General features: G+C 42.3%; 13 protein-coding genes. 2 read left to right on the top strand and 11 right to left on the bottom strand.

Features of this window, described 5'->3' with window-relative positions; all coding sequences use genetic code 11:
- Window positions 1-25 precede the first annotated feature (25 nt).
- Both BA81_RS05345 and BA81_RS05350 read right to left on the bottom strand, forming a co-directional pair.
- Window positions 26-1,648, bottom strand: a complete 1,623-nt coding sequence (locus BA81_RS05345; protein WP_034281022.1) for a SulP family inorganic anion transporter — start codon at window positions 1,646-1,648, stop codon at window positions 26-28.
- 37 nt (window positions 1,649-1,685) lie between these two features.
- The gene (locus tag BA81_RS05350; RefSeq protein ID WP_034281442.1) at window positions 1,686-2,267 is read right to left on the bottom strand and encodes a beta-class carbonic anhydrase; all 582 of its coding nucleotides are present in this window, start codon (window positions 2,265-2,267) and stop codon (window positions 1,686-1,688) included.
- A 553-nt stretch (window positions 2,268-2,820) separates the two neighbouring features.
- Between BA81_RS05350 and BA81_RS05355 the strand changes: the two genes are divergently transcribed.
- Both BA81_RS05355 and BA81_RS05360 read left to right on the top strand, forming a co-directional pair.
- Window positions 2,821-3,798, top strand: coding sequence for a 2-hydroxyacid dehydrogenase (locus BA81_RS05355; protein WP_034281023.1), 978 nt, complete (start codon window positions 2,821-2,823; stop codon window positions 3,796-3,798).
- Between the two features lie 376 nt (window positions 3,799-4,174).
- The gene (locus tag BA81_RS05360) at window positions 4,175-4,663 is read left to right on the top strand and encodes a ribonuclease (RefSeq protein ID WP_024423547.1); all 489 of its coding nucleotides are present in this window, start codon (window positions 4,175-4,177) and stop codon (window positions 4,661-4,663) included.
- Between the two features lie 50 nt (window positions 4,664-4,713).
- Here BA81_RS05360 and BA81_RS05365 read toward each other — a convergent pair whose 3' ends face one another.
- From BA81_RS05365 to BA81_RS05405, 9 genes are all read right to left on the bottom strand, one after another.
- On the bottom strand, window positions 4,714-5,457 hold the full coding sequence (locus tag BA81_RS05365) for an arylamine N-acetyltransferase family protein (protein ID WP_034281024.1): 744 nt from the start codon (window positions 5,455-5,457) through the stop codon (window positions 4,714-4,716).
- Window positions 5,458-5,495: 38 nt separating this feature from the next.
- A complete protein-coding gene (locus BA81_RS05370; RefSeq protein ID WP_024423549.1) occupies window positions 5,496-5,753 on the bottom strand; it encodes an HPr family phosphocarrier protein in 258 nt (85 codons plus the stop codon).
- Between the two features lie 26 nt (window positions 5,754-5,779).
- Window positions 5,780-6,730 (bottom strand): DNA-binding protein WhiA, encoded by a 951-nt coding sequence (gene whiA, locus BA81_RS05375; protein WP_034281025.1) that lies wholly within the window; start codon window positions 6,728-6,730, stop codon window positions 5,780-5,782.
- Between the two features lie 17 nt (window positions 6,731-6,747).
- Entirely contained in the window at window positions 6,748-7,707 is a 960-nt protein-coding gene (locus BA81_RS05380) for a gluconeogenesis factor YvcK family protein (RefSeq protein WP_034281026.1), read from the bottom strand.
- Window positions 7,708-8,595 (bottom strand): RNase adapter RapZ, encoded by an 888-nt coding sequence (rapZ, locus tag BA81_RS05385; protein WP_034281443.1) that lies wholly within the window; start codon window positions 8,593-8,595, stop codon window positions 7,708-7,710. It abuts the gene before it with no gap.
- 39 nt (window positions 8,596-8,634) lie between these two features.
- Entirely contained in the window at window positions 8,635-9,099 is a 465-nt protein-coding gene (locus BA81_RS05390) for an 8-oxo-dGTP diphosphatase (protein ID WP_034281027.1), read from the bottom strand.
- Window positions 9,100-9,456: 357 nt separating this feature from the next.
- Complete coding sequence (gene trxB, locus BA81_RS05395; RefSeq protein WP_087976242.1) at window positions 9,457-10,407, bottom strand: thioredoxin-disulfide reductase; 951 nt, start codon at window positions 10,405-10,407, stop codon at window positions 9,457-9,459.
- A gap of 233 nt (window positions 10,408-10,640) precedes the next feature.
- On the bottom strand, window positions 10,641-12,026 hold the full coding sequence (locus BA81_RS05400; protein WP_034281030.1) for a C40 family peptidase: 1,386 nt from the start codon (window positions 12,024-12,026) through the stop codon (window positions 10,641-10,643).
- Between the two features lie 364 nt (window positions 12,027-12,390).
- A complete protein-coding gene (locus BA81_RS05405; protein ID WP_034281032.1) occupies window positions 12,391-13,851 on the bottom strand; it encodes a tetratricopeptide repeat protein in 1,461 nt (486 codons plus the stop codon).
- Window positions 13,852-13,938 lie beyond the last annotated feature (87 nt).

Raw genomic sequence — 13,938 nt, forward strand, 5'->3', positions numbered from 1 at the left:
CAAGCTGTCACGTGTTTTTTACGCCTTAAAGATGCTGTGGTGAGATGTCATCCGTTCGTTCAAAGAAATGCTGTTTTCCGATATGATGGAATAGACCTGTTCGATGCAAAAGCTCCTTAGGCTGTGATTGAAGTCCAACGATCATCAGCTTTCCATTATGATGCTTTAACCGATTGGAGATATTCATTAGAACCGCTTCTGCCGATGTGTCCATATAATTGACTTTATTCATAAGCAGAATGAGCGTTTTCGGTTTTGTTTGGACATGATCCAATATCGAATTTTCTAATGAATCTGTTGTTCCGAAAAAGAGCGGCCCTTCAATGGAATACATACTGATCCCTTTCTCCTCTGTCTGTTTTTCTAAAGCAGCTGCTGTTTCCATTTGAGGAACAGCGACATTGGTATGAATATTGGTCGTCTGGCTCATTTTTTTGATAAAGGCGATAAACGCTAAAATGAGACCAGCAGTGACGCCAATAATCAAATCACCGATGACTGTGAGCAGGAAGGTCACGACCAGTACAAGCGAATCAGCATTTTTCACTTTCAAAATATTGATAAACTCTTTTCTCTCACTCATATTCCAAGCAACAAACATTAAAATCGGTGCCATTGCAGCAAGTGGAATCATCGACGCATACGGCGCAAATACCATTAAGATCAGCAAGACGACAACGCCATGCACCACACCAGAAATCGGACTTGCCCCGCCATTTTTTATGTTCGTGGCCGTTCGGGCAATAGCTCCCGTCGCTGGAATTCCTCCGAAAAGCGGTGCCGCCATATTGGCAATTCCTTGCCCCACAAGCTCTTTATTGCTGTCATGCTTAGAGCCTTTCATATTATCAGCGACCATTGCGGATAAAATCGATTCCACGCCGCCTAAAAGCGCAATGACAATTGCTGGAGGCAGGAGGTATATCATTTTTTCAATCGTCAATTCAGGAAAAGCGAAGGTTGGCAGCTGACGAGGGATTTCACCATATGCAGAGCCAATCGTTTCAACTTGTCCTTGAAAAAAGAGAACGGCTAGAAACGTAGAAGCCAATAGACCTAATAGAGCACCAGGTATTTTGGGAATGTATTTTTGTGCCGCCAAAATCACGATGAGCCCGATGACGGCTGTGATGATGGCGAGACTGTTTGAGGTCCCAAGATGGACCACGATTTCTCTCATATTGAGGAAAAAGCTTTCATGTTTTTCAACACCCTTTAATCCGAGGAAGTTGGCAATCTGTCCTGAAAAAATAATGACAGCAATGCCAGCAGTAAAACCGATGATAACCGGACGAGGAATAAATTTCATGAGCTTTCCTAGTTTGAATATTCCGAATAATACAAGCATACAGCCTGCCATAAAACCGGCAATGAGCAAGTTTTCAATACCGTACTGGCTGACGATCCCGAATAAAATGGGAACAAACGCCCCGGTCGGCCCGCCGATCTGATACTTTGAACCACCAAACAATGAAATCAAAATGCCGGCAACGATGACTGTATATAATCCATATTCTGGTCCGACACCAGATGCTATGGCAAATGCCATGCCTAAAGGAATTGCCACAACCCCCACGACAAGCCCAGCGATTAAATCGCGTCTAAACTTTGATGAATTGTACCCTTCAAATCTTCCATAAAAACGCATGGTATGTGTTGGCCTCCTTCAAGTATGTGTAGATGATTTAGATATACTGCGGGTCAATCAGTTTATCTTTCACAACGACATCCAGCTTTCCTGTTGCTGGGTGAATCACCAGTCCATGAACAGCCACATCACTTGGCATCAGTGGATGCTCTTTCACTAATTTCACACTTTGGGCCACGCTCTCTTCAACTGAATCAAAGCCTGTCAGCCAGCCCTTTAAATCAACTCCTGAGTTTTTCACAATGCTTAAGCATTTCTCTTCGATTCCGCGTGCTTTCGCCTTTTCAAGTAAAGGGTCCGCCGCAAGACCTGCCATTCCGCATTCATGATGCCCTACAATGCATACTTCCTCTGCCTTTAGTTCATAGATGGCTAGCAGGATACTCCGCATCACACTGCCGAACGGATGTGTCACGATGGCGCCTGCATTCTTAATGATTTTTGCATCCCCGTTGCGCAGTCCCATAGATTGCGGCAATAATTCCAAAAGACGGGTATCCATGCACGTTAAAATAACCAGTTTTTTCTCAGGAAATTTCCCCGCTTTGTAAGGCTCATAATGTCTCTTATTCACAAACTCTGAATTGTGCCGAAGAATCTGTTCTAATTTTGACTCCATTTTGCCATCTCCCATCTTTTTTTAAGTAACGTAAGCTCGTGCCTGTCCTCCTTTTCTTTCTTGTGTTCTCAAGAATAGAGAAGAAAAATGATAGAAAAAAAAGAAAAAAATGAGAAAACGATGAGAAGAAATATCATCATTTTCTCTATTTTACGCTGCATCCCAACGGCTTCGCGGGTTTGTTTTCAATCTATTGTTCTCATCACACCAAAAGACAATAAAATGGTTTAGTAGAAAATGACCATCCCGTTTAATACATTTCAAATATAATAAATTTTCTACCAAAAAGTCTCGATCTATTTTCCAGTTTGTCAGATAATCTCTCGTAAAATTTTGCAATTTCACATGTATCATCTACTATCAGCTTATTTTTATATAGATAAAAAATGCATCAGATGGCATAAGAATCTACTTTTTCACTAAGAAAATGTCTTTCTTTACCGTTATTTCAGTATATTAAATATTGAGCTGCTAACATTCAAACGTGTTCTGCCGAAATCGTTGCTATATAATAAAAGGAGTAAGATGACCATGTGAAAGGAGCGAATTGACTGTGACACCACACATTTTTGTCGCCAAACCCTTACCTGCCTCTTTTGAAGAAATGCTAAAGGAACATTGTACATACGAGATATGGCAATCCAAAGACCCTATTCCAAGAGACATTTTGTTTGAGAAGCTGCAGCACGCTGATGGTCTTTTAACGTCTGGAACAAAAATCGATCAAGAGCTGTTAGATCACGCACCAAAACTCAAGGTGGTGAGTAATAACTCTGTCGGCTATGACAATTTCGATATAGAAGCGATGAGGCAAAGAGGCGTGATTGGTACGCACACTCCTTATACCCTCGATCATACCGTGGCTGACCTTGCCTTTTCGCTCATTCTCTCCTCTGCGCGAAGAATCGCCGAGCTTGACCGTTTTATCCGTGAAGGAAAATGGACGAAATTCGTACAGGAGGAAGAGATCTTTGGCATCGACGTACATCACCAAACGCTCGGTATTATTGGCATGGGACGTATAGGAGAACAAGTGGCCAAACGGGCAGCACATGGTTTTGATATGAACGTTCTTTATCATAACCGAAGCCGGAATGAAAAGGCTGAAACGGCGTATGGCGCTGTCTATTGTGCACTTGATGATCTTTTAAAACAAGCTGATATCATCGTGTTGATTACACCGCTGACCGAGGAAACATATCATATGATAGGGAAACGAGAATTGAAGTTAATGAAGCAAACGGCTTTATTTGTAAACATTTCCCGCGGGAAAACAGTGGATGAAAAAAGCCTCATTCAAGCACTTCAGGAGGGATGGATCAAAGGCGCTGGTCTTGATGTGTATGAGCAGGAACCGCTTCAAGAGGATCATCCTTTCAAAGAGATGAATAATGTCACCTTAGCCCCTCACATCGGTTCCGCTACTGAAACAACAAGGGATCTCATGCTGAAACGAGCCATTCATAATGTGATTCATGGAATAGATGGGAAGGCGCCTGTTGATGTTGTGAAGGAGCTTGCTTCATCTTGAACAGATAAGACGCAGAAACTGCGTCTTTCAGATTGTTGACAAAGGGCTAAAATGATCTTTATTTTAGCTCTTTGTCTTCTTTTCAGCGTGATAGAAAACCTTTGCAGTCTAGGAAGGACGAGCACTGGCGCGGAGCGAATTTGACATTCGTGAGCACCAGCGCGCAGGACTGACAAAGAATGCGAGGGTTTGTCTACACGCTGAAAGACGCAGAAACTGCGTCTTTTTATTTATTTCTTTTAGGAGACATCAGGATAAAAGACTCATTTTAGCAAATATCCTGATTCTTTACATTTCCTTTATGTTCGGGTGCTATAATATGAGCTAGACAAGCATCAAGAGGACGGCATCCGATTTCCTTAATAGGAGGATGAAGATGAAAAGATTAAGTTCGGTTTTTACTATGTTCGCTCTGATCGCTGCTATTCTGTTTTCTGGATTTGTCCCGCAGCAAGCTCATGCAGAAACACCTCTTACACCAACAGCCACAACTGAAACTGCTTCTATTCAGCTCACGCCGGATGTGCGTACCCTTGCCGTCATTAATACGTTTGATGGTGTAGCAGATTATTTAATTCGCTACAAACGACTGCCTGATAACTACATTACGAAATCACAAGCAAGTGCTCTCGGATGGGTGGCATCTAAGGGAAATCTAGCCGAGGTGGCGCCAGGTAAAAGCATTGGTGGAGATATTTTCTCAAACCGGGAGGGACGTCTTCCTTCAGCAAGCGGCCGAACATGGCGTGAGGCAGACATCAACTACGTTTCAGGCTTCCGCAATGCTGACCGTCTTGTGTATTCAAGCGACTGGCTCATTTACAAAACAACAGACCATTATGCGACTTTCACCCGTATTCGATAATCAAAAAAGACAGCCCTATTTGATCTGGGGCTGTCTTTTCGTATGGTGGTTTACGGTATCAGGTTTTTCACGTAATCCTCAAAAGGAATCGGCAGCGGCTTTTTCGACACTTCTTCATGCTCATGTGTGGTGACATGATCCTCAGTAACGACCACACGTCCTGTTGGCGTGAGCTTTGAGGCAAGCGGTCTTTTGTTAAATGGAGAGGATTCATTTTCATAAATCTCGTGTCTCATTTGGGCCAATACAGCCTCGTCCACCTCGTTCAATGTGAAAGCATAGCCTGTTTCAGCGCCATCTCCCTTATCTAATTGGAGCAGATGTGTCCCTTTTTCGGTTTCCTCAGCTTTGACGCGAAACCGCATTGACCCTCCTTCCACCCAATCTCCTGTAAAAGGCACAGGTTGAAGAGGTAAATTCACACCAAATCCCGCATCAATGAGGAAGCGTTCGTTGTGATGCTTCAACATGATGGCTACATGCGTGCCATCAATGGCCCACGTACCCGCTTCTTTGTTATACACTGTGCCTTGAAGAAGCTGTACAGAGAGCCCTGCCTCTTTTAACACATAGTATAAGAGAGGATTGAGATCGTAACAAAGACCTCCTCTGTTTCCTTCAAGTAGATGCTGCTTCAACCCTTCTTGATTCAAAGCGTAGGATTGTTTGTTCAGAACAGCTCTATTTTCAAACGGAAAGGTAAAGGCCATTTTTTTTAATACTACAGGCAAGTCATCAAAGGTGATGGACTGGCCTTCATATTCGATCTTCTGTAAAAAAGCTGATTGAATCATGACATTCCCTCCTAAAAAAACTGAGCCTTTGAAGAGACTCAGTTTTCTTGATTGATAAAATCCGTTAACGCCTCAATGGCTTCTTGCTCATCCGCACCATCTGCGATCAGTGTGACAGTAACCCCAGAGCTGATCGCAAGACTCATGAGACCCATAATGCTTTTCGCATTGACTTTTTTCCCATCTTTCTCTAGAAAAATATCAGCACCAAAGCGATTGGCTTCTTGTACGAACAAAGCAGCTGGACGTGCCTGCAAGCCTGTTTTCAGCTGGATGGTGACCGTTTTTTCCACCATATGATCTGCCTCCCTTTTTCATTCTCCTATTTGAGTGTAACAGCTTGTCCGTTTCGTAATTGTTCTGCGATTTGATCTAGCTTTCTTAAACGGTGGTTAATCCCTGACTTGCTGATCTTGCCGCTTTCTACCATTTCCCCAAGTTCCTTCAGCGTGACCTCTTGATAGTCGACTCGCAGTTTGGCAATTTCACGAAGCTTTTCCGGCAGGGCATCAAGTCCAATTTTTTCATCAATGAATTGAATGTTCTCGACCTGACGCAGTGATGCACCAATCGTTTTATTCAAGTTTGCTGTTTCACAATTGACGAGCCGGTTGACGGAGTTCCTCATATCTCGGACGATCCGCACATCTTCAAAGCGGAGCAGTGAGTTATGAGCGCCCACAACACTTAAGAATTCCGTGATTTTTTCTGCTTCCTTCATGTACGTAATGTACCCTTTTTTGCGCTCAAGTGTTTTACTATTGAGATGAAATTGATTCATCAGCTCACAAAGGGCATCATTATGTTCTTTATATAGTGAAAAAATTTCAAGGTGATAGGAGGACGTTTCTGGGTTATTCACAGAACCGCCTGCTAAAAAAGCACCTCTCATATAGGAGCGCTTGCAGCATCTTTTCTTCACAAGCTCTTCTGAAATATTGCGCTCAAATACAAATTGCTCACCTAATATTTTTAAATCCTCTAAAATGGTTCTCGCTCGTTCTACCAGTCTGACAATATACACGTTATTCTTTTTCAATCTCATTTTTTTACGGACGAGCAGTTCGACTGTCACATCGTATTTCTTCTTGAGCAGCGTATAAATCCGTCTTGCAATGGCTGCGTTCTCTGTCTGTATATCTAAAATCAATTTTCGATTAGAGAAAGATAATGAACCGTTCATACGGATGAGGGCAGAAAGCTCTGCTTTTGTGCAGCAGTCCTTCACGTCCAGATTAGTCAGCTCTTTTTTTGTTTCGGATGCAAATGACATCCTTGCCACCCCCATTCCTATTTTTTCTGATGCAGCAGGTCGACAAGCAGCGAGGCTACTTTCAGCGTGTCATGACGAATGACATGCTGGTCATATGTAATGATTTCTCCAGGAATCACTTCTAGTCCCATTGCTTTCAGTGCATCTGTGTCGAATTGGACAGGCTGTGCCTGTTCTTCTGCATATTTTGCTTTGATTTCTTCTGGAATTTCTTTATTGTTCACAAAAATCGTATCGATAAATGGACGATCCATATGATCATTTAATGCCTGAACATGATCAGCTGCACTGTAGGAAAGCGTTTCCCCCGGCTGCGTCATGACATTGCAAATATATACTTTTTTCGCCTTAGAGCGAATCACTTCTTCTCCAATATGCGGGACAAGCAAGTTTGGTAAAATACTTGTATACAGGCTGCCGGGCCCAATGACGATCAAATCCGCCTCACGAATGACTTGAATGGATTCTGGCAGCGGTTCAATCGTATCGGGTGTGAGGAACACTCGTTTGATTCGCTCACCATAGGTGGGAATTTTCGATTCTCCTGTCACCATTTGCCCATTTTCTAATTCAGCATGAAGAACAACACTTGAATTTGCTGCTGGCAATACTTTTCCTCTCACATTTAAAACCTTACTCATTTCAGTGACGGCATGAAAAAAATCACCGGTTATATTTGTCATGGCCGCAAGAATGAGGTTGCCGAGTGAGTGGCCTGTTAAGTCATTCCCTTTGTTAAAACGGTGCTGAAATAGATCTTCTACTAGCGGTTCCACATCAGAGAGAGCCGCAAGGACGTTTCGAATATCTCCTGGAGGGGGAATATTCAAATCATGCCGCAGTCTGCCTGAACTGCCCCCGTCGTCAGCAACCGTTACAATAGCGGTAATGTCCACTGGCTTCGTTTTAAGCCCTCTGAGCAAAACAGATAAGCCAGTGCCCCCGCCAAGAATGACCACCTTTGGTAGTGTCGTCATCTATTTTCTGCTTCTCTTTTCAATGTCCCGGTGAGTGACATGTGTATAGTAATCGTTTTTAAAATACTCCGATAAATAGTTGGCCAGTGTCACAGATCGATGCTGTCCGCCTGTACAGCCGATGGCAATCACAAGCTGGCTTTTTCCTTCCCGTTTATAGGACGGAAGCATAAAGCTGAGGAGATCGATTAATTTCTCTGTGAATTTTTGCGTTTCACTCCATTTCATCACATAGGAGCGCACTTCTTCATCGTTTCCAGTCTGTGGACGCATGCTCTCAATATAGTAAGGATTCGGCAGGAATCTCACGTCAAAGACAAGATCAGCATCAATCGGCAGGCCGTATTTAAAACCAAAGGACATCACATTTACTGTAAACACCTGTCCTTGATTGGTGGCAAAATGCGTGACAATTTTTTCTCGCAGCTGTTTCGGTTTTAAATCCGATGTATCAAAAATCATTTGAGACCGGCCTTTTAACTCCTCTAACAGCTCGCGCTCCATTTCAATTCCTTCGAGCGGCAAACCTGTTGTCGCAAGGGGATGCGAACGTCTCGTTTCTTTGTATCTTGAGACAAGCACCTTATCATTTGCATCTAAAAATAGAATTCTTGGCGTAATCCAGTCAAGATCACTCATTTCATCTAAGGCGGCAATTAAGCTGTCAAAAAATTCGCGTCCGCGCAAATCCATCACAAGAGCGACCTTGCTCATCTTGGAATTCGATTCCTTCATGAGCTCTAAGAACTTCGGTAAAAGTGATGGCGGCAGGTTATCAACACAAAAGTAGCCTAAATCTTCAAAGCTTTGAATGGCGACGGTTTTCCCCGCACCTGACATTCCTGTAATAATCACAAGCTGAATATCTTCTTGTTTGTGTGTATTCATGCCTGCTTCCTCTCCTTCTTTATGAAAACGGTTCATGTATTATTCTCCCTGAGGATCTAACCGATAAGCAATCAGCTCAAAGTCGGGTGTATACGTAAAAGTGCCGTGCAGTAGTCCTTTTCCTTTAAGCATGAAATCAAGAATATGGGAATCTCCTGGGGCCATCGGCAAATCAGGCACATCCTTTACGTCATGCCATTTTAAAACGCCTTCCTCTGACTCTGTTACGTTTTTTCCGGTAAATGAATCTGCCATGAAGGTGAACATCATCCACTCTTGAACGATTTGATCGCCTTCTTTTATGATAAAGGTAAAAACACCTTTCAGCTGCGGATTTAAAATATAAATACCTGTTTCTTCTCTATATTCTCGAACGACTGAATCCTTGACCGATTCTCCGCTTTCCATTTTGCCGCCCGGTGCTACCCACCAGCCCCGTCTTGGCTTTTGCAGCAAGAGAACTTGATCTTCGTGATGCAGCACACAATTGGTTACTCGTTGCATCAGCTGTCACCTACTCTTTTATGTCTTTAACTTATTATACAGGTTCAACCTGACTCCCACAATGAACATGCCCGTTCTTCCCCGAAAACAGACCGGTTTTCGTTTGGATCGTGTAACGGGCAATTTCTCTACTCTTTATTTTACAGCATCTAATGGTTCTCCATGCGTCATTTGTGAACATCTCGTGAATTTCTCATTTCAGGCAAAAAAAAGGACACGGATTCACATCCGTGCCAAACATGTATTCCTTATAAAAGGGGGTCAATTACTAGTTTCATCATAACGGAAAATTATTTCACCCGTGTTACATTCCAGTTAAAAGCCCATGACGCTATATTAAGGATTTACGACAGCCTTTTATTTCGTTGCTTTGAGTTTTTCAGCAAGCTCTTCTACATAATGCTGTGCGCTTTGTGCTGCAATACTTCCGTCACCTGTTGCTGTCACAATTTGACGAAGTGTTTTTTCACGAATGTCACCAGCTGCGAAAATACCTTCCACTCTTGTTTCCATTCTTTCGTTTGTCTCGATGTAGCCTTCTTTATTTGTAATGCCGAGATTTTCAAATGGTTTAGACAGCGGCAGCATTCCGATATAGATGAAGGCACCGTCTGTTTTAAACTCTTCTTCTTCACCAGTCACCGTATCAACCAATGTCACACTGCCGACTTTCCCGTTTTCTTCATTGATCTGTTTGACGGTTTTGTTCCACTTGAAGTCAATTTTTTCATTATCAAAGGCACGCGCTTGTAAAATGCTTTGTGCACGAAGTTTATCGCGTCTATGGATAATCGTTACTTTAGAAGCGAAGCGTGTGAGATACACACCCTCTTCTACCGCAGAATCACCGCCGCCAATGACGACAAGTTCTTTGTTTTTAAAGAAAGCCCCGTCACATACTGCACAATATGATACGCCGCGGCCGCCAAGTTCTTTTTCACCTGGTGCCCCGATTTTTTTGTATTCAGCCCCTGCCGCGATAATGACAGAGCGTCCTTTGTATTCTTTTGAGCCGGCTTTGACGATTTTGTATTCTTCACCGTTCACGATTTCTTTAATATCGCCATATGCATACTCTGCACCGAATTTCTTCGCATGCTCAAACATTTTATTTGAAAGTTCCGGCCCCAAAATGCTTTCAAAGCCAGGATAGTTCTCGACATCTTCCGTATTCGCCATTTGTCCGCCTGGAATTCCTCTTTCAATCATTAATGTTGAAAGATTTCCCCGTGATGTATAAACAGCGGCTGTCATTCCGGCAGGACCCGCTCCAATGATGATCGTATCGTAGATTTTTTCTTCTGACACAACTGTCACTCCCTCTTCAATTGCTGCTCGCATTTCTTATTAGAATGCCCTTGGGTGATGCTTCCATTCATGACAGAGAGCATCATTTCCACTCTTAGCTTTTATTCCTTACCCATATCCTATTAAATCTGCGGGGAATAAGCGAATCATTTGCTCATATCTTCAAAAAAGAAAAAGCTTCCTTAAACTGCTGTTTAAGGAAGCCTGTTTACGGTTATATAAAAAGTAATGATTTATTCAACGACTCTTCTTACAACGCCATTGAAAGCTTTTTTCCAGTATACGTTGTTCATTGAGTCAACTGAAACACCGCGAGAGCTGTTGTCGTTCAAGAATGAACCGTTTCCTAAGTAAATACCAACGTGTCCATTTACTTTATACGTATCAAAGAACACAAGGTCTCCGCGTTTCATGTCAGATGCACTTACAGCTCTTCCTTTACCTACAAGCGTATCTGTTGTTGTACCGCCAACTGGTCCAAGGTTGATGCCTGCTGATGCAAATGCCCAGCGAACGAATGAAGAACAGTCAAAACGACGTGCGTCAATATCGGCTTGTGATCTGCCGCCGCCCCATTTATATGGAGATTGTCCAACAATCGTAGAACCTGTGCTGATCGCACCTTCAATTCCGCCTACGTTACTGCTGACAGGTGATCCACCGCCAGAAGATGGCTTCTTGCTTGGTGAACTGCTGTTGCTGTTATTGTTGTCATTAGATGATCCACTGTTACTTGAAGACGGGCTGCTATCGTTATTTGAGCTGTTGTCTTCCGCTTGAACACTAGCTTGACGCTGCTGCTGTTGTCTTTGCGCTTTTTCTTCTTTTGCTTTTTGAGCTGCTTCTCTTGCTTCTTTTTCAGCTTGTTTTTGTGCAGCGATTGTTGCGTCTTTTTCAGATGCAATGCTGTTAGCCTCACTGTTTAACTCGCTGATTTCAGAAAAAGCACTTCCTTTTTGCTTTTTCACTTGCTTGAATAGCTTGTCTTTTTCATCAAGCTGTTTATTCAAGTCTGATTGAAGCGTTTCAAGCTTTGCAAGTGTGTTTTGCACATTTTCAAGCTTTGTGTTTAATTCGTTTTCAGACTTTTGAAGTTCTGCTTTGTCTTTTTCCTGCTCTTTAATGATTTCACTGTCTGCGTTGATCAGTGTAGATACTGCACCTGCACGGCTGATGAAATCGCTAAAGCTTTTTGCTCCTAGTAATACATCTATGTATTTCGTAGAACCGCCGCTCTCTTGAAGGGCACGTACACGCTTTTTCAAGAACTCGTTTCTTTCTTCAATACGTTTTTCTGTATCGGCAATTTCTTTTTTCAGTGCTTTGATTTCTTTTTTTGTTTTTTCATTTTCTTTTTGTTTTTCTTCGATTTGATCACTTGTTTTTAAAGCTTTCTCATCAATATCCTTAAGCTTTTGTGCAAGTGCCTCTTGTTTTGCTTCAAGCTTTGAAAGCTCTTCTTTTTTCTTTTGAAGATTCTTGTTTACCTCAGACTGCTTGCTGTCTAGTTCTTGTTTCTTTTGTTCAAAGTTCTGTGCGTTTGCTTCATGCGTAAATGGAATAAATAAACCGCTCGCTCCGATCACCGAAGCTAAACCGAAAGTAATAAACTTTTTCACGAATAGTTCCTCCTTTGACAATTTCCCAAGCGACATTAGAAAGCAGCAAATTCTCTGCGACCAATCTGTGCTCTCTATGTCTTTCTTCCTGATTGTTCAGTCAGATGTTGACCAGATTGTTTCTATCACTAGGTGTTTCATTATGTATAGTAAAATATTTAAATATCTATCTTTGTTTTAATCCACGATTTTCATTATACATGAGACATCGACAAAATGAGCTAATATTTTTATTACATTTATGTTTCAAAAACATGTCGTGATTGTCATACTTCGCCAATTCCTTGCAAATCACACCTTTTTATCCAAGAAAAAAGCATGACCTTTTCGGCCATGCTGGGATGTTCTGAATCTATTTACCTATTTAATCGATTAACGTACAGATCTTTCGTTCGTATTTAAACAGTGTTTGAACACTGATCTGAAAAGCGGACGCAACGTCTTTTTTGCTGACAGCTGCTTCTTCTTGTTCATTCATCCATAGATAATAAGATGCTGCTGCCCAGGCAGGCGCATTTTTCTTATCAATACCAGAAGCACGTGCCTGCTGAATAATATGGAATAACCAAAAATAAGGCATATGGCTGTCAGGCTGAACCGCTTCCTCCAGACTGGATGCCGCCTGTTTTGCAAAAACAGCATCTTCTGAAAAAGACTTTTCTTTCATTTCATCTTCATACAAAAGCAGTTCTATAAATTGCTGTTCAAAGGCCGTTTTCGCTGCGCGTGCATCAAGGACAGACTGCAGTACGTCACGTTCCCCTTTTTGTTTACTGACATAGTATGCAGTCAGCCGTTCCTCAATCGAGACCATTGGCTCAGTCTCCTCAGGTTTATCCTGCCACGGCTTGATTTCATCTGCGTCGATATCTTCTTCAACCATCTTATCCCAAACCGTTTGGGCGAGTGTTTTGTGGCCTGTATGATAGGCTGCGCTTGCAAGCCAGTATAAAAATGTACTATCTCCCTGAAAACCTGTTTTGTACAAAGAATAAAGCCATTTAAAGGCCCATTCAAATTCTCCCACAAGGGCAAATGTTGCGCCAAGCTTATAACGCTGTTCACTTAGTATTGGATACACGTGCGTTAACTGCTTTGCTAACACGTTGACCTTTTCTTCTTCTTTTTCATAATGGTAGAAGACTAGCTGATTGCAAAGGGCATGCAGATTACCGGGATTTTCAAGAAGGACCCGGTTCAACATTTCTTTCGCCTGATGGATTCGGCCAGAATAAAAATAGGCCAAAGCAAGATTATTATACGCTGACCAAAATTCTGGATACTCAACAATCATCTGTTCCAGCATCTCAATGGCTTCATCGAGTCTGCCGCTTTCTAGCAAATGGTTTGCTTGATCCTGCTTCACAATCAGGTCATCCTGATCATAAGGAAAATCTTCGTCCTCTTCGTCGCTCATATCGAGCAGGTCAAGAAGGTCTTCATTTTCATCCGCAAATTCCCCGTTCTCTTCCAGCGCGGCATAAGCAGTAGCTGATTTATATGCCTCTTGAAACAGTCCGAGATTCGCATAATTATTGGCTTTAAAATAGTGGCACTCAGACATGTTTTCATCGATGTGTTCAAGGATAAAATCAAGCAGTTCGTTTGATTGCTGGTAATGACCCATTTCAGTATAGATAATGGCAAGCTGTGACAGCATTTCTACATTTTCAGGCTCAAGTACGATGGCCCGCTGTATCAGCTTACTTGCTCTGGACAGATTTCTTTCTCTATATGCTTTAAGACCTTTATGAAAAAAGTAATGCCCATCTTGAAATAGCTGGACGACTTGTGTGTGATTATTTTGAGAAGTGTATTTACTCACCGATACCCTCCATTTCGAACAGTGTACCGTGTGTAGTATAACATACTTCACCAGTCGTCACATAGAACAAAAAGAAAGGAAGGATTT

Source organism: Bacillus safensis FO-36b, from assembly GCF_000691165.1.
In the GTDB taxonomy this organism is placed as follows: Bacteria; Bacillota; Bacilli; order Bacillales; family Bacillaceae; genus Bacillus; species Bacillus safensis.

What these genes read in the sequence shown, in the direction of transcription:
- BA81_RS05390 (WP_034281027.1), bottom strand. Translation starts at nt 9,099, where the DNA reads ATGCAACGAGTAACCAATTGTGTGCTGCATCACGAAGATCAAGTTCTC.
- BA81_RS05380 (WP_034281026.1), bottom strand. Translation starts at nt 7,707, where the DNA reads ATGACGACACTACCAAAGGTGGTCATTCTTGGCGGGGGCACTGGCTTA.
- BA81_RS05360 (WP_024423547.1), top strand. Translation starts at nt 4,175, where the DNA reads ATGAAAAGATTAAGTTCGGTTTTTACTATGTTCGCTCTGATCGCTGCT.
- whiA (WP_034281025.1), bottom strand. Translation starts at nt 6,730, where the DNA reads ATGTCATTTGCATCCGAAACAAAAAAAGAGCTGACTAATCTGGACGTG.
- BA81_RS05365 (WP_034281024.1), bottom strand. Translation starts at nt 5,457, where the DNA reads ATGATTCAATCAGCTTTTTTACAGAAGATCGAATATGAAGGCCAGTCC.
- rapZ (WP_034281443.1), bottom strand. Translation starts at nt 8,595, where the DNA reads ATGAATACACACAAACAAGAAGATATTCAGCTTGTGATTATTACAGGA.
- BA81_RS05350 (WP_034281442.1), bottom strand. Translation starts at nt 2,267, where the DNA reads ATGGAGTCAAAATTAGAACAGATTCTTCGGCACAATTCAGAGTTTGTG.
- BA81_RS05345 (WP_034281022.1), bottom strand. Translation starts at nt 1,648, where the DNA reads ATGCGTTTTTATGGAAGATTTGAAGGGTACAATTCATCAAAGTTTAGA.
- BA81_RS05370 (WP_024423549.1), bottom strand. Translation starts at nt 5,753, where the DNA reads ATGGTGGAAAAAACGGTCACCATCCAGCTGAAAACAGGCTTGCAGGCA.